Annotated in this window: 19 protein-coding genes and 1 tRNA gene; 3 read left to right on the top strand and 17 right to left on the bottom strand. The window is 68.1% G+C overall.

Annotated elements, in window-relative coordinates; all coding sequences use genetic code 11:
* Window positions 1-73: 73 nt before the first annotated feature.
* Window positions 74-4,303: a chemotaxis protein CheB gene (locus BUE42_RS07070; RefSeq protein WP_235002159.1), complete on the top strand. Its 4,230-nt coding sequence runs from the start codon at window positions 74-76 to the stop codon at window positions 4,301-4,303.
* Window positions 4,304-5,058: 755 nt separating this feature from the next.
* Here BUE42_RS07070 and BUE42_RS07065 read toward each other — a convergent pair.
* Window positions 5,059-6,468 carry a hypothetical protein gene (locus BUE42_RS07065; protein WP_235002157.1) on the bottom strand — a complete coding sequence of 470 codons (1,410 nt, stop codon included), beginning with the start codon at window positions 6,466-6,468 and terminating at the stop codon, window positions 5,059-5,061.
* A 156-nt stretch (window positions 6,469-6,624) separates the two neighbouring features.
* On the opposite strand from BUE42_RS07065, the gene BUE42_RS32950 reads away from it, so the two are divergent.
* On the top strand, window positions 6,625-6,876 hold the full coding sequence (locus BUE42_RS32950; protein WP_073463910.1) for a DUF378 domain-containing protein: 252 nt from the start codon (window positions 6,625-6,627) through the stop codon (window positions 6,874-6,876).
* Between the two features lie 12 nt (window positions 6,877-6,888).
* Here BUE42_RS32950 and BUE42_RS07055 read toward each other — a convergent pair whose 3' ends face one another.
* The 3 genes from BUE42_RS07055 to BUE42_RS07045 all read right to left on the bottom strand — a co-directional run bounded on the left by BUE42_RS07055 (window position 6,889) and on the right by BUE42_RS07045 (window position 9,612).
* Window positions 6,889-7,683 carry an SDR family NAD(P)-dependent oxidoreductase gene (locus tag BUE42_RS07055; RefSeq protein ID WP_073463909.1) on the bottom strand — a complete coding sequence of 265 codons (795 nt, stop codon included), beginning with the start codon at window positions 7,681-7,683 and terminating at the stop codon, window positions 6,889-6,891.
* A gap of 49 nt (window positions 7,684-7,732) precedes the next feature.
* Window positions 7,733-8,902 (bottom strand): zinc-dependent alcohol dehydrogenase, encoded by a 1,170-nt coding sequence (locus BUE42_RS07050; RefSeq protein ID WP_073463908.1) that lies wholly within the window; start codon window positions 8,900-8,902, stop codon window positions 7,733-7,735.
* Window positions 8,903-8,979: 77 nt separating this feature from the next.
* Entirely contained in the window at window positions 8,980-9,612 is a 633-nt protein-coding gene (locus BUE42_RS07045) for a cysteine hydrolase family protein (RefSeq protein ID WP_083613940.1), read from the bottom strand.
* A 32-nt stretch (window positions 9,613-9,644) separates the two neighbouring features.
* Here BUE42_RS07045 and BUE42_RS07040 point away from each other — a divergent pair, with 32 nt between their 5' ends.
* Entirely contained in the window at window positions 9,645-10,115 is a 471-nt protein-coding gene (locus BUE42_RS07040) for a hypothetical protein (RefSeq protein ID WP_159445380.1), read from the top strand.
* Between the two features lie 81 nt (window positions 10,116-10,196).
* On the opposite strand, the gene BUE42_RS07035 is transcribed toward BUE42_RS07040, so the two are convergent.
* The 13 genes from BUE42_RS07035 to BUE42_RS06975 all read right to left on the bottom strand — a co-directional run bounded on the left by BUE42_RS07035 (window position 10,197) and on the right by BUE42_RS06975 (window position 20,955).
* A tRNA-Pro gene (locus BUE42_RS07035) sits at window positions 10,197-10,273 on the bottom strand.
* Between the two features lie 57 nt (window positions 10,274-10,330).
* Window positions 10,331-10,810 carry a MerR family transcriptional regulator gene (locus BUE42_RS07030; RefSeq protein WP_073463906.1) on the bottom strand — a complete coding sequence of 160 codons (480 nt, stop codon included), beginning with the start codon at window positions 10,808-10,810 and terminating at the stop codon, window positions 10,331-10,333.
* Window positions 10,811-10,845: 35 nt separating this feature from the next.
* A complete protein-coding gene (locus tag BUE42_RS07025; protein WP_047511799.1) occupies window positions 10,846-11,214 on the bottom strand; it encodes an integration host factor subunit alpha in 369 nt (122 codons plus the stop codon).
* 12 nt (window positions 11,215-11,226) lie between these two features.
* Entirely contained in the window at window positions 11,227-13,641 is a 2,415-nt protein-coding gene (gene pheT, locus BUE42_RS07020; RefSeq protein ID WP_073463905.1) for a phenylalanine--tRNA ligase subunit beta, read from the bottom strand.
* An 18-nt stretch (window positions 13,642-13,659) separates the two neighbouring features.
* Entirely contained in the window at window positions 13,660-14,703 is a 1,044-nt protein-coding gene (gene pheS, locus BUE42_RS07015; protein ID WP_073463904.1) for a phenylalanine--tRNA ligase subunit alpha, read from the bottom strand.
* 150 nt (window positions 14,704-14,853) lie between these two features.
* Window positions 14,854-15,210, bottom strand: a complete 357-nt coding sequence (rplT, locus tag BUE42_RS07010) for a 50S ribosomal protein L20 (RefSeq protein ID WP_047511792.1) — start codon at window positions 15,208-15,210, stop codon at window positions 14,854-14,856.
* A 52-nt stretch (window positions 15,211-15,262) separates the two neighbouring features.
* Window positions 15,263-15,466 carry a 50S ribosomal protein L35 gene (rpmI, locus tag BUE42_RS07005; RefSeq protein WP_056808404.1) on the bottom strand — a complete coding sequence of 68 codons (204 nt, stop codon included), beginning with the start codon at window positions 15,464-15,466 and terminating at the stop codon, window positions 15,263-15,265.
* A 118-nt stretch (window positions 15,467-15,584) separates the two neighbouring features.
* Window positions 15,585-16,100 (bottom strand): translation initiation factor IF-3, encoded by a 516-nt coding sequence (gene infC / locus BUE42_RS07000; protein ID WP_255358641.1) that lies wholly within the window; start codon window positions 16,098-16,100, stop codon window positions 15,585-15,587.
* A gap of 118 nt (window positions 16,101-16,218) precedes the next feature.
* Window positions 16,219-18,138: a threonine--tRNA ligase gene (gene thrS / locus BUE42_RS06995; protein WP_073463902.1), complete on the bottom strand. Its 1,920-nt coding sequence runs from the start codon at window positions 18,136-18,138 to the stop codon at window positions 16,219-16,221.
* A 183-nt stretch (window positions 18,139-18,321) separates the two neighbouring features.
* Complete coding sequence (locus tag BUE42_RS06990) at window positions 18,322-18,819, bottom strand: hypothetical protein (RefSeq protein ID WP_143171347.1); 498 nt, start codon at window positions 18,817-18,819, stop codon at window positions 18,322-18,324.
* Window positions 18,820-18,922: 103 nt separating this feature from the next.
* On the bottom strand, window positions 18,923-19,627 hold the full coding sequence (gene aqpZ / locus BUE42_RS06985; RefSeq protein WP_073463900.1) for an aquaporin Z: 705 nt from the start codon (window positions 19,625-19,627) through the stop codon (window positions 18,923-18,925).
* 54 nt (window positions 19,628-19,681) lie between these two features.
* Window positions 19,682-20,158, bottom strand: coding sequence for an acyl-CoA thioesterase (locus BUE42_RS06980; RefSeq protein ID WP_073463899.1), 477 nt, complete (start codon window positions 20,156-20,158; stop codon window positions 19,682-19,684).
* Window positions 20,158-20,955, bottom strand: coding sequence for a class I SAM-dependent methyltransferase (locus BUE42_RS06975; protein ID WP_083613939.1), 798 nt, complete (start codon window positions 20,953-20,955; stop codon window positions 20,158-20,160). Before BUE42_RS06975 ends, BUE42_RS06980 begins: the two co-directional genes overlap by 1 nt.
* Window positions 20,956-21,069: the final 114 nt, after the last annotated feature.

Raw genomic sequence — 21,069 nt, 5'->3', positions numbered from 1 at the left:
GTAGCATCCGCATTTCGTCATGACGCGCAGGCGCGGAGCCGCCAACGACCGCGAGACCAGGAGTTCCCGACCGATGGACACCAGCGGACCCGCTCGCGCCGAGAACAGCGCGATGGTCGACATCGACAACATCGTTCCGACGCACGGCTACAACGAGCTGCCGGTGGTCGGCCTCGGGGGATCGGCCGGCAGCATCCCCGCGCTCACCAGCTTCTTGCGCACCGTCCCGGCGAACCCGGGCATGGCCTTCGTCGTCGTCATGCACCTGTCGGCCGACCACGACAGCGCGCTCGACGAGGTGCTGCGCCACGCCACCTCGATGCCGGTGGTGCAGGTGCGCGGCAGCACCCGGGTCGAGGCCGGCACGGTCTACGTGATCCCACCGCGCAAGCTGCTGCGGGTGTTCGACGGCAGCCTGCAGCTCGGCGAGCTGCCGGCCGACCGGCCGGGCCGCGTCGCGATCGACCTGTTCTTCCGCACGCTGGCCGACACGCACGGGCCGCATGCGGTGGCCATCGTGCTGTCCGGCGCCGACGGCGATGGCGCCACCGGCATCAAGCGCATCAAGGAACGCGGCGGGCTGACGATCGCGCAGGACCCGCAGGAGGCGCAGCACGAGACCATGCCGCAGGCCGCCATCGCCACCGGCATGGTGGACTGGGTGCTGCCGGTGGGCGAGATGGCCCGGCGCGTGCTGGACTACGTCTCGCTCGAATCACGGCTCGCGTTGCCGCCCGAGGACGGCCCGCCACCCGCCGACGCGCCGCCGGCGGTGGTCGCCGAGAAGACCTTGCGCGACGTGCTGAGCTTCCTGCGCACGCGCACCGGCCGCGATTTCGGCAACTACAAGCGCGCGACCATCCTGCGCCGCATCGGCCGGCGCATGCAGGTCAACGGCGTGCACGACCTCGGCGAGTACCTGCACTGCCTGCGCACGCTGCCGGGCGAGGCCGGCGCGCTGCTGCAGGACCTGCTGATCAGCGTCACCAACTTCTTCCGCGACGCCGACTGCTTCGCGGCGCTCGAGCGCGAGATGCCGGCGCTGTTCCGCGGCAAATCCGCGAACGGCAACGTGCGCGTGTGGGTCGCCGGCTGCGCCACCGGCGAAGAGGCCTACACCATCGCGATGCTGCTGGCCGAACATGCGCGCACGCTGGACGCGCCGCCGTCGATCCAGGTGTTTGCCACCGACCTCGACGAAGAGGCCATCGCGGTCGCGCGCGACGGCCTGTACCCGTCAGCGATCGCCGCCGACGTCAGCGAGGACCGGCTGCGCACCTTCTTCGCGAAGGAGCACCGCGGCTACCGCGTGCGGCGCGAGCTGCGCGAGACGGTGCTGTTCGCGGTGCACGACGTGCTGAAGAACTCGCCGTTCTCGCGGCTCGACCTGCTGTCGTGCCGCAACCTGCTGATCTACCTGAACCGCGAGGCCCAGCAGCGGGTCTTCGAGACCGCACATTTCGCGCTCGTGCCCGACGGCCGGCTGTTCCTCGGCGCCTCCGAGACGGTCGATGACGACAGCCCGCTGTTCTTCGTGCTCGACAAGAAGCACCGCCTGTACGCGCCGCGGCCGCTGGCGCGCGCAACGATGCCGGTGCCGAGCGCGCTGGGATCGACCTCGCGCGCACCGGACGGGCTGCCGGCCGCGCGCGGTGGTCCGGTGATCGCCGCGGCGGGCATGCCGCGCGAGTTCGTCGACACCCGGCCGGCCGGGCTCGGCGGCGGGCGCACCATCTCGTGGGCCGAGCTGCATTTCAAGATGCTGGAGGCGCTGGGGCCGCCGTCGGTGCTGATCGACGGCGACCACGAGATCATCCACCTGTCGCCCGGCGCGGCGCGCTTCCTGCAGTTCGGCGGCGGCGAACCGAGCCGCAACCTGCTGCGCACCATCCACCCCGAGCTGCAGGTCGAACTGCGGGGCGCGCTGTTCCAGGCCTCGATGAAGGGCGGACCGGTCGACGTCGAGCCGCTGACCATCCGCTTCAACGGCGAACCGGTCGAGGTGCGCATCGGCGTGCGGCCGATGGGCGAGTTCGCGCCCGGCATGACGCTGGTGCTGCTCGGCTCCCGCACGACCGAGGCCGCCGAGGGCGGCCCGGCGCCCGCCGCGCGGCCGCCGGTCGAGGCCGACCCGCTGTCGCACCACCTCGACCGCGAACTCGAGCGCATGAAGGTGCACCTGCGCGACACCGTCGAGCAGTACGAGGCCTCGACCGAGGAGTTGAAGGCCAGCAACGAAGAGCTGCAGGCGATGAACGAGGAGCTGCGCTCGGCCACCGAGGAGCTCGAGACCAGCCGCGAGGAGCTGCAGTCGATCAACGAGGAACTGACCACCGTCAACCAGGAGCTCAAGGGCAAGGTCGACGAACTGGGCAACGCCAACAGCGACATGCAGAACCTGATGGACGCGACCGCGATCGCGACCATCTTCCTCGACCGCGAGCTGCACATCACGCGCTACACGCCGTCGGCCGTCGCGCTGTTCAACCTGATTCCCACCGACATCGGGCGGCCGCTGTCGAACCTGAAGAACCACCTGCACTACCCGGGCCTGGCCGACGACGCGCAGCGCGTGCTGCAGGGGCTGATCCCGATCGAGCGCGAGGTCGACGACTCGCGGCAGCGCTGGTACCTGGTGCGCATGCTGCCGTACCGCACCATCGACGACCGCATCGCCGGCGTGGTGCTGACGCTGGTCGACATCACCGAGCGCAAATCGGGCCGCGAGGCGCTGCGCTCGTCGGAAGAGTGGTTGCGGCTGGTGGTCGACAGCGCGGTCGAGTACGCGATCTTCTCGATGGACCTGGAGCTGCGCGTGACCTCGTGGAATGCCGGGGCGCAGCGGCTGCTCGGCTTCGCCGAGAACGAGATCCTCGGCCAGCCGGCCGACGTGATCTTCACGCCCGAAGACCGCGCCGATGGCGTGCCGGCGCGCGAGGCGCGCACCGCGCTCACCGAAGGCCGCGCCCTCGACGAGCGGATCCACCAGCGCAAGGACGCCGAGCGCTTCTGGGCCAGCGGCGTGATGACGCCGATGCTCGACGACGCCGGCAACCCGATCGGGCTGGTGAAGGTGCTGCGCGACCAGACCGCCGAGCGGGCCGCGCGCGAGGCGCTGGCGGCCGGGCGGCAGGAACTGCTGGAGGCGCTGGACGACAAGGAGAAGGCGCGCCTCGAGCTGGAGGCGGCCGACCAGGCGAAGGACCGCTTCCTGGCGGTGCTGTCGCACGAGCTGCGCAACCCGCTGGCCGCGATCGGCGGCGCCGCCGAGACGCTGGCGAACCGCGAGACGCGCGAGGCGCACGAGCGCGCGGTGCGCATCGTGCGCCAGCAGGTCAGCAGCATGCGCGACCTGCTCGACGACCTGCTCGACGTGTCGCGGCTGCGCCTGGGCCGCCTGACGATGACGCGGCGCCGCGTCGCGCTGCGCAGCGTCGTCGATGCCGCGGTCGAGGCCGCGCGCACGGTGATCGAGCGGCGCGGGCATGCGCTGCGCATCGAGCTGCCGGTGCGGCCGGTGGTGCTCGACGTGGACCCGTCGCGCATCAGCCAGGTGTTGTCGAACCTGCTGGTCAATGCCGCGAAGTACACCGATGAAGGCGGGCACATCGAGCTGGTCGCCCGGGCCGAGGGCGCGAACGCGGTGCTGACCGTGACGGACGACGGCATGGGCCTGGACGGCGAGGCGCTCGACTCGATGTTCGAGATGTTCTGGCAAAGCACCGAGTTCCAGGCGCGCAGCGGCCAGGGCATGGGCATCGGCCTGTCGCTGGTGCGCAGCATCGTGCAGATGCACGGTGGCACGGTCGAGGCGGAAAGCCGCGGGCCGGGGCTCGGCAGCGCGTTCACGGTGCGGCTGCCGCTGGCGGCCACCGGCGACGACTTGCCGCTGGACGACGAGTCGGCGCAGCAGGGCGAGGCCCGCGCCATCGAGCAGCCGCGGCGCATCGTGCTGGCCGACGACAACGAAGACGCCGCCTGGTCGCTCGCGACCGTGCTGGGCGCCGACGGCCACCAGGTGACGACCGCGGCCGACGGCGAGGAGGCATTGGCGCGCATCGAGGAACTGCGCCCCGACGTGGCCGTGCTGGACATCGCGATGCCCGGGATCGACGGCTACGAGGTGGCGCGCCGCGTGCGCGCGCAGCCATGGGGACGCACGATGCTGCTGGTGGCGGCCACCGGCTGGGGCAACGAGGCCGACCGGCGCAGCTCGTCGTCGTCCGGCTTCGATGCGCACCTGGTGAAGCCGATCGACCTGGATCGGCTGCGGGAGCTGATGGCGCGCTGGCCGGCTGGTTAATTGCTGAGTGCGGCAAAGGCGGGTGCGGGGAGGCTGTGGCGCGCCGGACGGTGCGGTCCTCGCCCCTCTCGGGGCGAGGACTTCCCTCCGCTGACTGGTTGAATGGCCCGTCGCCGAAACTCCCGTCACTCACTTCGTTCGTTGTGGTCAAACAGTCGGCGACAGTCAGATGACGAAGCGTGCTGGCGCACGCGGGCCATCAAACCAGCCAGCTCCGGCGCCCCGTCCCTATTGGCGCTCCACAGCCTCCCCGCACCCGCCTTTGTGGCACCACCGCTTTTTTGGGGGGTGACAAGAACAAGTGGGGGTTGATGCCCCGGTGCCACCCAGCGAGCGGTCTTCGCAAGCGGGAGCGGGCCGAGCGCCGGGCCGCCCCAAGCCGGCCCGCATCCCCGCGGGGGATCGACCGGTGTACCCACCGGGCGAGGGGTCGTCATGTCCCCACTTTTGCTTGTCATCCCCCAATGAGCAGGGCGGTGCCACAAAGGCGCGGGTGGGGAGGCTGTGGAGCGCCAATAGGGACGGGGCGCCGGAGCTGGCTGGCTTCATGGCCCCGCGCGAAGCGCGATCGTGGACTGACTTGTCGCCGACTGTTTGACCACAACGAACGAAGTGAGTGGCGGGAGTTTCGGCGACGGGCCATGAAGCCAGTCAGCGGAGGGCAGTCTTCGCCTCGCCAGGGGCGAAGACCGACCCGGCCGGCGAGCCACAGCCTCCCCACCCGCGCCTTTGCAGCACCGACACCCGCGAAAGAACTAAAGCGTCAGCATGTAGCTGACGAGCGCCTCCTTCTCGGGCTGGCTCAACTTCAGCCCCAGCACCAGGTTGAAGAACTCGACGGTGTCCGCCAGCGTCAGCAGCCGGCCGTCGTGCAGGTACGGCGGCGTGTCCTTGATGCCGCGCAGCGTGAAGGTCTTGATCGGGCCGTCGGGCACCGGCACGAGGTCGTTGGCGGCGACGCCGGTGCGGTAGAAGCGCTCCAGCTTCAGGTCGTGCATCTGCTGGTCCATGAACGCGGTGGCCGGCACATGGCACTCGGCGCAGCGCGCCTTGCCGGTGAACAGCTTCTCACCCGCCAGTTCCTTCTGCGTCGCGTGCGCCGGGTCCAGCCGCCCCGCCGCGTCGAGCTTGGGCGCCGGCGGGAAGTCGATGATGTTCTGCATCTGCGCCATCATCGCGACCTGGCTGGCCCGGTCGGGCAGGTTCACCCCCTTGCGCGCGGCACTGACGTGGTCGCCGTTGAAGTAGGCGGTGCGCTGCTCGAATTCGGTGAAATCTTCGACCGAGCGCAGCGAACGCTTGGAGCCGTGGATCTGCTGGTTGAACAGGCCGCGCAGGCTGGTGCTGTCGAGCCGGAAGCGCGCCGCCTGCGGGCGCAGGTCCGGCGTCAGGTGGAACGCGGCATTGGTGTTGAAGTTGACGTGGCAATCCATGCAGGTCACGCCGCGGCTGGGTGCGGCGACCTTGCGGTCCTCGGTCTGGTTGAACTCCTCCTGCGGAAACGGCGTCAGCAGCAGCCGCATGCCTTCCATCTGCACCGGCGTGACGATGCCCAGCAAAATGTCGTAGTAGTTCGTCAACGCCAGCACCTGGCCGCGCGAGACATCGCCCAGCTCAGGGTGCGTGGTCAGGAAGATCGGCGACGGGAACTCCGGCGTCAGGTGGTCGGGCAGGTCGAAGTCGACGTCGAAGCGGCGCAGGTCGCGTTGCTCCAGGCGCGCGATCTCGTCGATCTGCCGGGTCGGGAACACCTGGCCGCCGGTGGCCTGCTTGACGTGCGGCAGCGGCTTGAAGCCGTCGGGCAGCAGGTTGCGCTCGCGCACCTCGGCCGGGGTCAGGCGGCCGAGGCCCTCCCAGCTCTGGCCGGGCGACAGCCGCACGCGCACGCCGTCCTGCACCGCACGGCGGCCGCCGGACATCATCACGCCCGCCATCGGGCGATTCGCCAGGTCGTAGCGCTGGTTCAGCAAGGCCGCCTGGCGTTGCATCACCGCCGGCTTCTGCGCCTCGTCGGCGGACTTGACTGCAGAAAACGGCAAGGTCGGCAAGGGCCGGTAGGTGGTGTCGGGCGGAGGCGGATCGGCCGCCAGCGAGCACGGCACGGCCGCGACGAGACAGCTGAGCGAGATCAGCGGCGTGAACAGCCGCGCGAGTGCAGGCATCATTTTTTCTCCCTGGGTGCCATGGACGAGCAACCCTGGGGCAATCGGCGTACCTTGTCCCCGGCCCGCCGTCTCGGTGGCTGTCCGGTTGCCGGCCGGGTGAACCGCGAGCGGAACGCCGATTGCCGTGCCCAGGGTGCATCCGCGAGGAGACCCACCATGCCGTACATCAACCCGCTGTCGAGCGACGAACCCCCGACCGAAGAACCGGTCACCGTGCTGGACTGGACCGCGTTCGTGCTGTTGCTCGCCGGAGGACTGAACCTCGGGCTCTACGCGGTCTTCGGCATCGACGGCGTGGTGGCCGCGATGGGCGACAACGCGTTGGCCCTGCGCCTCTTCTACGGCCTGGTCGGGTGCTCGGCGATCTACGGCATGGTGCGCACGATGCGCACCGGCCGCCCGCTCTGAGTTCGGTCGCCGTCAGGCCCTTCGCCCGGAGCCCGGCTCTGCGATCTTGCGATGCTGCTGGGCCAGCATCTCGGCCGGCGTGACGTTGGCAAGAATCGCCTGCAGCTTGTTCTTCCACCCGGCGACCACGTCGCTGTCGCCGTCCATCATCGCCTCGAAGCCGGCGCGGGCCACGTCGGCCGGGTCGGCCTTCTTGTCGACAGCGACCTTGGTGTCGGTCAAGTCGGCGCGCTCGAAGAAATGAGTGTCGGTCGGGCCCGGCATCAGGCAGGTCACGGTGACGCCGCTGTCCTTCAGCTCGTTGCGCAGCGCATAGCAGAACGAATCGATGAACGCCTTGGTGCCGTTGTAGACGGCCTGGAAGGCGCCCGGCATCAGCCCGGCGATCGAGCCGGTGACGAGGATGCGGCCCGCGTTGCGGCGGCGCATGTCGCGGCCCACGCGGTGCAGCAGGTCGAGCGTGCCGGTGATGTTGGTGTCGATCACGTGGCGCGCCGCGCTGAAGTCCTGGTCGAGGAACGCATGGCCGAGGCCGTGACCGGCATTCGCGAGCAGCGCGGCGACCGGGCGGCCGCCGATGGTGGCCGTCAGCTGGTCGACACCGGCCAGCGTGGCCAGGTCGGCCTTCACGACATCGACCTGCGCCCCCACGGTGCGCAGCTCCCGCGCGACCTCCTCCAGCGGGCCTTCATCGGCGGCGATCACCAGGTCGTGGTGGTTCTGTGCGCACAGCAAAGCGAGTTCGCGTCCGATGCCGGACGAGGCGCCGGTCACGACGGCGAGCGGACGGGTGGAATCGGTGGTCATGCGGGTTCTCCTGTGAGGATGTTGGTGGGCGGCTGCGCGGCGGCGCAGCTCAGTCCGGCACGAGCACCACCTTGCGGCAGGCTTCGCGCTTCTCGTTGAAGACCTGGTAGCCGGCCGCGGCTTCGCTCAACGGCATCCGGTGGCTGATGATCGTGTCCGGCCGCAGCTCGCCGTTGGCAATGCGGTCGAGCAGCTCCGGCATGAAGCGCTGCGCATGGGTCTGGCCGCCCTTGAAGGTCAGGCCCTTCTCGAACGCATCGCCGAACAGGAAGCCGTGGATGAAGCCGGCATAGACGCCCGGCACGCTGACGATGCCGCCGCGGCGCGTGGCCGCGATCGCCTGGCGCAGCGAAGCGCCGCTGGAACCTTCGAGGCGCAGCGTCGTCAGCACGGTTTCGGTGGTGCTGCCCTTGGCTTCGAAACCGACGGCATCGATCGTCGCGTCGACGCCCCGGTAATTCGTGTTGTCGATGATGAAGGCCGCCGGGTCCTCGATCTCGTCGAAGTTGATCGGCTCGACGCCATAGGTCTCGGCCGCGAAGTCGAGCCGGTACTGGTGGTGGTCGACCATGAAGATCCGGTCGGCGCCCAGCATGCGCGCACAGGCGGCGGCCATCAGGCCGACCGGGCCGGCACCGAAGATCGCGACCGTCGAGCGTGGGCCGATCTCGGCATTCAGCACCGCCTGGTAGCCGGTGGGCAGGATGTCGGAGAGGAACAGCACCTGCTCGTCGCTCAGCGTCGAATCGGGAATGACCAGCGGGCCGACGTTGGCGCGCGGCACCCGCACGAACTCCGCCTGCCCGCCGGGATAGCCGCCGTACAGGTGGCTGTAGCCGAACAGGCCGGCCCCCGGCCGCGTGCTCTTCTTGTTGAGGATGGCACCGCGCCCGGGGTTGGTGGTTTCGCAGGCCGCGAACAAGGAGCGCTGGCAGAAGAAGCAGTCACCGCACGAGATCGTGAACGGCACCACCACGCGGTCGCCCGGCCTGAGCCGCGTGACGCCACGGCCTGCGGCCTCGACGACCCCCATGAACTCGTGGCCGAGGATGTCGCCGGACTTCATGTCCGGGATCTTGCCGCGGTAGATGTGCAAATCCGATCCGCAGATGGCGGTGGCGGTGACGCGCAGCACGATGTCGTCGTCCGCCGCGATCGTCGGGTCGGGCATGGTCTCGACACGCACATCGTTCGAGCCGTGGTAGGTGAGAGCTTTCAACGCGTTCTCCTGGCCTCGCGTCGCGGCTGCAACGCCTGACCCGGAGTGCGGCAAGCCGTGTTCCCGAAGCCGCTGGTTCACCAGCCGGCCGGCAAGCCCGCGGTCGACTTGGCGGTGCGCGCCTTCAACACCCGCTTCATGTAGCCGAGGCTCGCGGCGCACCCGCTGGAGGTCTCGGCCGCCGTGCAGTCGCTCGGGACCCACAGCTCGAAGCCGCGCAGGTTGGCATCCATCGCGGTGAGCTGCACGCAGATGTCCGCGGCGAGGCCCGCGATCACCAGGTGCTTGGTGCGCATCTGGCCGAGCAGCAACTCCAGCGGGGTCGCGAAGAACGCGGAATGCCGCGGCTTGAGGATCACCAGGTCGCGGGGCGACGGGGCCAACGCCTGCGCCATCCATCCCGACACGCCGCCCGCTTCGACGCAATGCGCGAGCAGCTCGCGAAAGTCGGAACGCCAGTGGCCGTAGTTGTCGTTCGCGTAGATCGTCGTCACGCCGGCGCGGGCGAGCCGGGCCTTCAGCCTTGCGGCAGCTTTTGCCGCATGGACGGCTGCCGCTTCGAGCTGGCGGGCCTCCGGGAATTCGAGCGGGTTGATGAAGTCGACCAGCAGCAGCACCGTCTTGCTCGGCGGCAAGGGCACGCTCGCGCCGAGTGGCGCAGCGGGGTGTGCGGGAGGCTTGGTCGACAGCGTGTGGACGGGTGCAGGCATGGCAGACACCAATCTATCCGCGCGGCGGCCGCGTGTCATCGCATGTCATCGACCTCGCGCTGCAAAGGGATCCGCTCCTACGCGAAGGTCGGAAGGCGCCGATGGTCGGCGCGGCGGCATGGCTCGAACATCGTCCGCGTCCTCAGCAGTACGAGCCCAGCACCATGCGCAGCCGCCTGATCATCGATGGCCACCATCCCGTGGAAGACGAAGCCCTGATGAACGCCCTCGACACCATCGACGTGGCGAGCCGGCCTGACGGCGTGCAGATGATCTTCGGCGTCGAGGACAGCGAGCACCGCGTCTACCGCTTGATCGAGACCTCGAGCTTGATCGAAGCGGTGCGCGTCATCGGCGCGATCCGCCAGTTCGGACTGAGCGGTGCACCGGGGCGCCGGGAACACGGCGTGCTGCTGCAGCGGGTGTTCGTTCGGGTGGATGCTCGCGTGGAGAGTCGCGTGGAGGGATCGGAAAAGCACGAAGCCCGCGAAAATCAAACCTGAGGTGACGGACCTCACGTTTGACCTCAACGGGCTTCTCTTCGTGCTGGTTGGTGGGGCCAACCGGTATGGCTTCGATCTCTATGGTCGGGGTGGCGGGATTCGAACTCGCGACCCCTTGCACCCCATGCAAGTGCGCTACCAGGCTGCGCTACACCCCGACGTAAGCCGCGCAGTATAGCGTGGAAAACCGGTGATTCAGCTGAGGCAACCCGCCCTCACGCGAGCAACAGATGGCGGATCGAGATCAGCTCGTCGCGCATCTGCGTCAGCGACACCTCGTCGACGATCACGACCGGTTGTGGAATCGGCGCGTCTTCCGGTTCGCCGTCGATCGGCAGTTCGGAGTCGGACCCCATCGCGTCGAGTTCGCCGTCGAGCTCCGCATCGTGTCCGGCGTCGGCCATCGGAGCCGGCGACGATGATGAAGACGACCGCGAATGGACCAGCTCGGTGAGCCGGTTGCGGGCCCCGCTGATCGTGAAGCCCTGCTCGTACAGCAGCTCGCGGATGCGCCGGATCAGCAACACCTCGTGGTGCTGGTAGTAGCGCCGGTTGCCCCGGCGCTTCATCGGCTTGAGCTGCGTGAACTCCTGTTCCCAATAGCGCAGCACGTACGGCTTCACGCCGCACAAATCACTCACCTCACCAATGGTGAAGTAGCGTTTGGCAGGGATGGCGGGAAGCGCTTTCTCCATTGAAATCAAGGAGTTCGAGAGAGAAAGCTAAGACTTTACTCGAAGTCGTCTCCCGCAGGTATGTCGCCCTGCACAACTCCTTTCAGTTTGTGACTTGCGTGAAAAGTTACAACGTTCCGGGCCTTGATCGGTATGGATTCCCCGGTTCGGGGGTTGCGCCCGGGCCGCGGCGCCTTGCGCCGGATGTTGAAATTACCGAATCCCGACAGCTTCACGTCCTCGCCCTTCACCAGCGTGCCGTGGATGATGTCGAAAAAAGCCTCGACCATGTCCTTCGATTCGCGCTTGTTCAGGCCCAGCCGCTCGAACAGCAGCTCGGCCAGTTCGGCCTTGGTCAGCGTCGGCGTCTCGAGCGTCGGCAGCAGCACGCGGGCGGGGGATTTGTCGTCGTTGTGGTCGTCCATCGCGGCCTCCGCTCAGCCGCGAAGGCGCACGCCGAGGCGGGCCTTCAGGTTGTCCAGCACCCGGTGCACCCCGGCTTCGATGCGCTCGTCGGTGAGCGTCGCGGTGTCGTCCAGCAGCTCGAGCCGGATCGCCAGGCTGCGCTCGCCGGCGGCCATGTCGGCCGACGGCGTCGCCGGCTTGTAGATGTCGAACAGCCGGGCCGAGCGGATCAGCCCCGGGTCGACGCCCGCGATCGTGTCCATCAGCGCCTCGTGCGTGACCTGCTCGCCGGCGATCACGGCGATGTCGCGCCAGGCCGACTGCTGCTTCGGGATCGGCTGGAACTGCGGCAACAGGCGCTGCAGCAAGGCCGACGCGTCGAGTTCGAACACCACCGGCGCCTGCGGCAATTCGTACGACTGGCGCCACTTCGGGTGCAGCTCGCCGACGAAGCCGATGGCCTGGCCGTCGACCTCGATGCGCGCCGAGCGCCCGGGGTGCAGCGCCGGATGCTCGCCGGCCGTGAAGCTGACGGCCAGCGGCGCAAGCAGCGATTCGATGTCGCCCTTCACGTCGAAGAAGTCGACCTGGCGCTCCTTCGCTGCCCACTGCAGCGCATCGACGCCACCGTAGGCCAGCCCCGCGACCCGCAGCGGCTGCGCGACGCCCGCGACGCTGACGGCACCGTTGGCGACCGTCGCATCGCGGCGGAACACGCGGCCGAATTCGAACACCCGCACGCGCGAGGTCTTGCGCGCCAGGTTGAAGCGCAGCACGTTGACCAGGCCGCCGATCAGGCTGGAGCGCATCACCGACAGCGGGCTCGCGATCGGGTTCAGCACGCGGATCGGGTCGGCATTGCCGGCCAGCTCATGCTCCCAGCGTTCTTCGACGAAGCTGAAGTTGATGGTCTCCTGGTAATCCAGGCCGGCCAGCAGGTGGCGCACGGCATGCGGTCCGCGCTTCGATTCGCTGCGCACGCTGGCCGTGATCGGCGCGAGCGGCGGCGTCGACGGCAGCGTCGGGTAGCCGAGCACGCGGATCACTTCCTCGATCAGGTCTTCCTCGATCAGCAGGTCGAAGCGCCAGCTCGGCGGCGTCACGGTGATCGTGCCCTCGGCCTGCGTGAACGGCAGGCCGAGCCGCTCCATCACGCCGACGCATTGCGCCTGCGTCAGCGGCATGCCGATCACCTTCGCGGCACGCGCGATGCGCAGCGTGACCGGCTTGCGCGCCGGCAGCGCGATGGTCTGGTCGTCCATCGGACCGGCCTCGCCGCCGCAGATCTCGAGGATCAGCTGCGTGATGCGCTCGATGTGCTCGACCGTCTGCGCCGGGTCGACGCCGCGCTCGAAGCGGTGTCCCGCATCGGTCGTGAAATTGAAGCGGCGCGAGCGGCCCGACACCGCCTCGGGCCACCAGAACGCGGCCTCGACGTAGACGTTGCGCGTGGCATCGGACACCGAGGTCGCATCGCCGCCCATGATGCCGGCGAGCGACTCGACCGCCTCGGCATCGGCGATCACGCCGACGGCGGCATCGACCTCGATCGTGTTGCCGTTCAGCAGCTTCAGTTGCTCGCCCGGCTTGCCCCAGCGCACGGTCAGGCCGTGGTGGATCTTGTCGAGGTCGAAGATGTGCGACGGCCGGCCCAGCTCGAACATCACGTAGTTCGAGATGTCGACCAGCGCGGTCACCGAACGCTGGCCGCAGCGCGCCAGGCGGTCGACCATCCAGGCCGGTGTCTTCGCGGTGGTGTCGACCTTGCGCACGATGCGGCCGGAGAAGCGGCCGCACAGGTCCGGCGCCTCGATCCTGACCGGCAGCACGTCGCGGTGCTTCACCGGCACCGGCGTGATGGCCGGCGCCTTCAGCGGCGCGCCGGTCAGCGCGGAGACTTCGCGCGCGACGCCGAACACGCTCAGGCAGTGCCCGAGGTTCGGCGTCAGCTTCAGCGTGAACAGCGTGTCGTCGAGCGACAGGTGCTTGCGGATGTCTTCGCCGATCGGCGCGTCTTCGGCCAGGATCAGCAGCCCGCCGTGGTCCTCGGACAGCTTCAGCTCGCGCGCCGAGCACAGCATGCCCTGGCTCTCGACGCCGCGCAGCTGGCCGAGCTTGATCTCGAAGGGCTTGCCGTCCTCACCTGGGGGAAGCACGGCACCCACCAGCGCGCACGGCACCTTCAGGCCGGCAGCGACATTCGGCGCGCCGCACACGATGTTGAGCAGCGTGCCGCTGCCGACATCGACCTGGCAGACGTTCAGCCGATCGGCATTCGGATGGCGCTCCAGCGACACGACGCGACCGACGACCACGCGGCTGAAGGGCGGCGCCACCGGGCGCAGCTCTTCGACCTCCATGCCGGACATCGTCAGCAGCTCGGCCAGGGCCGCCGTCTCAAGGGGCGGATTGCAGAACTCACGCAACCACGACTCGGGGAATTGCATTGATGGGTCTTCCGCTGGTTACTTGAACTGGCTGAGGAAACGCAGGTCGCCGTCGAAGAACAGGCGCAGGTCGCTGACGCCGTAGCGCAGCATCGCCAGGCGATCGATGCCCGAGCCGAAGGCGAAGCCGACGTAGCGCTCCGGGTCGAGCCCCATGTTGCGCACCACCTGCGGGTGCACCTGGCCGGAGCCGGAGACCTCGAGCCAGCGGCCCTTCAGCGGCCCGCGCTCGAACATGATGTCGATCTCGGCGCTCGGCTCGGTGAACGGGAAATAGCTCGGGCGGAAGCGCAGCGCGAGCTCGCTGGTCTCGAAGAAGGCCTGGATGAAATCCAGGTACATCGCCTTCAGGTCCTTGAAGCTGACGTTCTCGCCGATCCACAGGCCTTCGACCTGGTGGAACATCGGCGAGTGGGTGGCATCGCTGTCGACGCGGAAGGTGCGGCCCGGCGCGATCACGCGGATGTCGGGCATGTGCGCCTGGCCGGCGTACTTCGCGGCATGCGCGCGGGCGTGGCGCACCTGCATCGGCGAGGTGTGCGGGCGCAGGTTCAGCCAGTGGCCTTCGTCGTCCTTCATGTCGACGTAGAAGGTGTCCTGCATCGAACGCGCCGGGTGGTTCTCCGGGTTGTTCAAGGCGGTGAAGCTGTACCAGTCGGTCTCGATCTCGGGGCCGTCGGCCACGTCGAAACCCATCGAACCGAAGATCGCCTCGATGCGCTCCATCGTGCGCGTGATCGGGTGCACGCTGCCGACACCGCGCTTGCGCCCGGGCAGCGTCACGTCGAGCGACTCGGCCTTCAGCTGTGCCTGCAGCTCGGCATCGGCCAGCGCCTGGCGGCGAGCGTTCAGCGCGGCCTCGATCGCCTGCTTCGCGGCGTTGATCTCGGCGCCGCGCGACTTCTTCTCGTCGCCCGCCAGCCCGGCCAGCGACTTCAGCAGTTCGGTCACGCGACCGGCCTTGCCGAGGTAACGCGCCTTCGCGTTCTCCAGATCGGCAGGTGCAGTCGCCTGCGCGAAATCGGCGTGCGCCACCTGCACCAGTTGATCGAGGTCGTTCATCGGTAGAGGGAGGATGGTCGGTTCAAGAAACAAAAAAGGCCGCACACGAGGTCGGCCTTGGAGAGCTTGCCCCGACGGCTGCGAGCAGCCTGCGGGGACTTGCGTGGCACCGGCAGCACAGCGGGTGTGCGAACCGGCGCGATCACGACATCAAGCGAGCTGGGCCTTCACCTTCTCCACGATGCTGCCGAAAGCGGCAGGATCGTTGACTGCCATGTCGGCAAGAACCTTGCGGTCGATCTCGATCGACGCCTTCTTCATGCCGTTCATGAACTTGCTGTAGGTGATGCCCAGGCCACGGGCCGCGGCGTTGATACGCGCGATCCAGAGCTGGCGGAACACACGCTTCTTGGTGCGGCGATCGCGATAGGCATATTGCCCAGCGCGCATGACCGCTTCCTTGGCGATGCGGAACACATTCTTGCGACGGCCGCGGTAACCCTTGGCGAGTGCGAGAATTTTCTTGTGACGAGCGCGGGCTGTTACACCACGTTTGACGCGAGGCATGGATTTCTCCTTCTAGAAGTGTTTCTGAAACCGTGAGATCAGCAGTGGCAGATCACAGCCCGGCGAAGGGCAGCATCTGAGCCATGTGACCCATGTTGGTCTCGTGCACGCCGACAGAGCCACGCAGGTGGCGCTTGTTCTTCGTGGACTTCTTCGTGAGGATGTGGCGCTTGAACGCCTGGCCCCGCTTGACGGTGCCACCCGGACGAACGCGGAAACGCTTCGCAGCGCTCTTCTTGGTCTTCATTTTGGGCATGACTGCTCCTTTTTAGTTGCTCCACCAGGCGCCCGCAAAGAGCTTGCGGTCTTGTTGGCCTGGAGGGGCTTCTTGCAACGCGCCGGTGACCAGACCGGCGCGCTGAACTCTCAAAACTTCAACGCTTCTTCGGACCCAGCACCATGATCATCTGGCGCCCTTCGAGCTTCGGCATGTTCTCGACGACGGCCACATCGGCCAGTTCGTCGCGAATGCGCTCCAGCAGGCGCATGCCGATGTCCTGGTGGGTGATCTCGCGGCCGCGGTAGCGCAGCGTGACCTTGCCCTTGTCGCCGTCTTCCTCGATGAAGCGGCGCAGGTTGCGCATCTTGATCTGGTAGTCGCCCTCGTCCGTGCCCGGACGGAACTTGACTTCCTTGATCTCGATGACCTTCTGTTTGGACTTCGCTTCCGCTGCCCGTTTCTGCTCTTGGTATTTGAACTTGCCGTAGTCCATCAGCCGGCAGACCGGCGGATCGGCCTGAGCAGCGATTTCGACCAGATCGACGTCCAGTTCGCCCGCCATGCGCAGGGCCTCCTGGATGTTGACGATCCCGAGCGGTTCGTTCTCCACACCGTTGAGCCGCACCTCTGGCGCCATGATTTCACGATTGAGGCGGTGCTTGCGCTCCACATTGGGAGTGCGACGGTCAGCAAAAGTAGCGATGGTTCTTACCTTTCACCGGACCCCGAGGCAGCGGAGCCCAAACTTTGGATGTCGATGAACGCCAGCGGACAGGAGTTGCCTTACTTCAGGCCCGGTTGGCGATGTCGCTGGCGAGCTTCTTTGCGAAGTCGTCCAAGGGCATCACGCCGAGATCCTGGTTGCCGCGGGCACGCACCGCAACGGCCCCGATTGCCTTCTCCTTCTCGCCAACGACAAGGATGAACGGGACCTTTTGCAAGGAATGCTCGCGGATTTTATACGTGATCTTCTCGTTGCGCAAATCACTCTCCGCCCTAACTCCTTGTTTTTGAAGTGTTTTCGCGACTTCCCGGGCGTAGTCGGCGTGCGCCTCGGTGATGCTGGCCACCACGACCTGCACCGGCGCGAGCCAGACCGGCAGCGCGCCGGCGTGGTGTTCGATCAACATGCCGATGAAACGCTCGAAGCTACCGATGATGGCGCGGTGCAGCATCACCGGGTGCGCGCGGCCGCTGGTGTCGGTCACGTACTCGCCGCCCAGGCGCTCGGCGGTGTTGTAGTCGACCTGCATCGTGCCGCATTGCCACTGCCGGCCCAGCGCGTCTTTCAGCGTGTACTCGATCTTCGGGCCGTAGAAGGCGCCGTCGCCCGGGGAGATGATGAACTCGCAGCCGGAGCGGCGCAGGCTCTCCATCACCGCGAACTCGGCCTTGTCCCAGAACGCATCGGAGCCGACGCGGTGTTCCGGCCGGGTCGCGACCTTGTAGATGATCTCGGTGAAGCCGAAATCCTGGTAGACCTTCTGCAGCAGCGCCGTGTAGGCCACGCACTCCTCGAGGATCTGGTCTTCGGTGCAGAAGATGTGGCCGTCGTCCTGCGTGAAGCCGCGCACCCGCATGATGCCGTGCAGCGCGCCCGACGGTTCGTTGCGGTGGCACTGGCCGAACTCGCCGTAGCGGATCGGCAGGTCCTTGTAGCTGCGCATCTGCGAATTGAAGATCAGCACGTGGCCGGGGCAGTTCATCGGCTTCAGCGCGTAGTCGCGCTTTTCCGATTCGGTCACGAACATGTTGTCGCGGTAGTTGCCCCAGTGGCCGGTCTTCTCCCACAGCCCCTTGTCGAGGATCTGCGGCCCCTTCACCTCCTGGTAGCCGTTGTCGCGGTAGACGGCGCGCATGTACTGCTCGACCTGCTGCCACACCGACCAGCCCTTGGCATGCCAGAACACCAGGCCGGGGGCATGTTCATCGAGGTGGAACAGGTCGAGCTCGCGGCCGATCTTGCGGTGGTCGCGCTTCTCGGCCTCTTCGAGCATGTGCAGGTACTGCTGCAGCTCGTCCTTGGTGGCCCAGGCCGTGCCGTAGATGCGCTGCAGCATCTCGTTGCGGTGGTCGCCGCGCCAGTAGGCGCCGGCCACCTTCATCAGCTTGAAGTGCTTCAGCCGGCCGGTGCTCGGCACGTGCGGGCCGCGGCACAGGTCCTCGAACCTGCCTTCGCGGTACAGCGAGACGTCTTCGTCCGACGGGATGCTGGCGATGATCTCGGCCTTGTAGTGCTCGCCCAGGCTCTTGAAGTACGCCACCGCCTCGTCGCGCGGCAGCACGCGGCGCTCGACGCGCTCGTCCTTCTTCGCGAGCTCGGTCATCTTGGCCTCGATCGCCGCCAGGTCGTCCGGCGTGAACGGGCGCTTGTACGAGAAGTCGTAGAAGAAGCCGTTCTCGATCACCGGGCCGATCGTGACCTGGGCCTCGGGGAACAGCTCCTTGACCGCGTAGGCCAGCAGGTGGGCGGTGGAGTGGCGGATGACGTCCAGCCCGGCCGGGTCCTTGTCGGTGACGATCGCGAGCGCCGTGTCGGCCTCGATGCGGTAGCTGGTGTCGACGACACGTGCCGCATCGCCCTGCCCGACGCGCCCGGCGAGCGCCGCCTTCGCCAGGCCGGTGCCGATCGACGCCGCCACCTCGGCCACCGTGACCGGGCCGGGGAATTCGCGTCGGGAACCGTCGGGCAACTGGACTGAAATCATGAAAGGAGCTCCTGAAAACAAAAAAGCGCGGGGGTGAGCCGCGCTTCGAGAGAGATGACGAGTAAAGACGTGACGAGCCGCGGCCGACTAAACCTTCTTGAAATCCGGCGTAGTTCGCGGTGTCATAACCATGGTGCCTTCCTCGGTCCTTGCTGCTCTGCTCGTGGGAGGCCGGATTGTAGATCAGCCGGGGAAGATCCGGGGGCCTTCGACGCGCACCGCGTCGCCCACGCGCAGGCCGTTCGGCTGCGTGACGACGAACTGCCGCCACACGCCGCTGTCCAGCCGCACCGTGATGCGGAACGTGTCGTAGGCCGGCGCCTGGTTGCGCTCGATCTCGTTGCCGACGATCGCTCCGCCCACCGCGCCGGCGACGACCCCCGCGCCGCGGCCGCCCATCACCGCGCCGATCACCGCGGCGCCGACGATGCCGCCCAGCACGGCCCCGCCGCCGGTCGGCCGCTCGTACTGCCGCAGCACCTCGATGTTGGTGACCTGGCCGCGGCCGTTGTCGTTGTACGAATAGCGCGGCGGCGGTGGCGCCTGCGGCACGACGACCGCGCCGGGCGGCGGACCGTAAGGCCGGTCGTAGTACGGCCGTGGGTAGACGATGCAGCCGGACAAGGTGCTGCCCACCAGGGCCAGCAACGCGAGCCGCGTCAGCGCAAGCTTCGGGTTCATCGACATCTCCGGGCGCCGGACGCGGCGCCACCCCGGAGCAACGCCGCAGCCAAGCCGCGGGTTGGCCGCCCGCGTGTAAAGAACGATGTCGGGCCTTGTCGCCTCAGCCCTTGTCGTCGGACCCGCCCAGCCAGCGGTACAGCACGCCGCCGATCACCGCGCCGCCGATCGGGGCGACCCAGAACAGCCACAGCTGCGCCAGCGCCCAGTCGCCGACGAGCAGCGCCGGCCCGGTGCTGCGCGCCGGGTTCACCGAGGTGTTGGTCACCGGGATGCTGATCAGGTGGATCAGCGTCAGCGCCAGCCCGATCGCGATCGGCGCGAAGCCGGCCGGCGCGCGCTTGTCGGTCGCACCCATGATGATCACGAGGAACATGCCGGTCATCACGACCTCGCAGACGAAGGCCGCCATCACCGAATAGCCGCCCGGCGAGTGTTCACCGAAGCCGTTCGACGCCAACCCGCCGGCCAGGCTGAAGCCGGCCTTGCCGCTTGCGATCAGGTACAGCACCGCGGCACCCAGCACGCCGCCGATCACCTGCGCCGCGATGTAGGCCGGCAGCTCCGCCGCCTTGAAGCGCCCGCCGGCCACCAGGCCGATCGACACCGCCGGGTTCAGGTGGCAGCCCGAGATGTGGCCGATCGTGAAGGCCATCGTCAGCACCGTCAGGCCGAACGCGAGCGACACCCCCAGCAGGCCGATACCGACGTTCGGGAAGGCGGCGGCCAGCACCGCGCTCCCGCACCCGCCCAGCACCAGCCAGAAGGTTCCAATCAATTCGGCCGCAGCCCGTTTCGTCAGGTTCATCGCTCTCCTCCGTCGTTGATGAGGAGCGCATTTGTGCACTCCGCATCCGACACGTCAAGGCTTCATCGACGTGGCGCGCTGCTCGAACTCCTGGCGCAGCTGGCGCCGCACCTGGGCCGCCTTGCTGCGGCGGATCTCGTCGGGCGTCACCGGCACCAGCGGCGGCACCGTGGCCGGCCGGCGCTCGTCGTCCATCGCGACCATCGTGAAGAAGCAGCTGTTGGCATGCCGCACCGTCTGCGTGCGGATGTTCTCGGTGATGACCTTGATGCCGATCTCCATCGAGGTGTTGCCGGTGTGGTTGACCGACGCGAGGAAGGTCACCAGCTCGCCGACGTGGATCGGCTGCCTGAACGTGACCTGGTCGACCGACAGCGTCACCACGTAGCGTCCCGCATAGCGGCTCGCGCAGGCGTAGGCCACCTGGTCGAGCAGCTTCAGGACGCTGCCCCCGTGCACGTTGCCGGTGAAGTTCGCCATGTCGGGCGTCATCAGCACCGTCATGGTCAGTTGATGCGAAGGCAGGTTCATCAGCCGCGGGCTCCGTATTCCGAGAAGATGCCGAGTTCCACATAGCGGCCCGCATCGTGCAGGCCGGCCGCGCGCAAGGTCGCCAGCACCTCGGCCGGCGCCACGCAGGCGGCAATGGTGTCCCAGTAGTAGCGCCACAGCCGGGGCGTGCCCTCGGCCTTCGAGACGAAGCGCGCCAGCAGCGGCAGCGCGCCGCGCATGTAGAGCTTGAGCAGCGCGGTGGCGATGCGCCCGCCCGGCTTGGTGATCTCGAGGATCAGCAGCCGCCCGCCCGGCTTCAGCACGCGGCGGAATTCGGCGCAGGCGACCGAGAAATCCTCGATGTGGCGCAGCGCATAGCCCATCACCAGGAAATCGATGCTCGCGTCGGGCACCGGCAGCGCCTCGGCCCGGCCCACCAGGCAGCGGACCTGGGGCGGCAGGTGGGCCTGCGCCATCATCCCCGGGCTCGGGTCGACGCCGATCAACCGCTGCGGCTCGTTCGTCACGTGCAGGATTTCATGCGACACCAGCCCGGTGCCCATCCCGAGGTCGAGCACCTGCATGCCGGGCGCCAGGCCCGCGCGCAGCAGCGCCTGGCGGCGGTACCACGACCCGGTGCCCAGGCCGAGGATGCGCTCGAGGCGGTTGTAGTCGCCCGCGGTGTCGTCGAAGGCCGTGCGGATGAAGCGCTCGCGGGCCTGGGCGTCGCCGTCGGGGTAGTAGGCGGTCAGCGCACTGTGCGGCAGGTGCACCACGCCGTCGACCGACTCGGGCGAAGAGCGAGCGGGCGGAACGCGATCAACGCGGTCGGGCATGGGCTGCAGACGGTGGCCAGGGTCGGGCGATGGTACGGCCTGTGACGGATGCCGCAACCCGGGCTCCGCTAAAATCGCGCACTTTGATTGTGCGGACCCCACTGCACAGGCCCA

It is taken from the genome of Rhizobacter sp. OV335 (genome assembly GCF_900142965.1).
GTDB lineage: Bacteria > Pseudomonadota > Gammaproteobacteria > Burkholderiales > Burkholderiaceae_C > Rhizobacter.
This window is presented reverse-complemented; position numbering and strand designations above follow the sequence as displayed.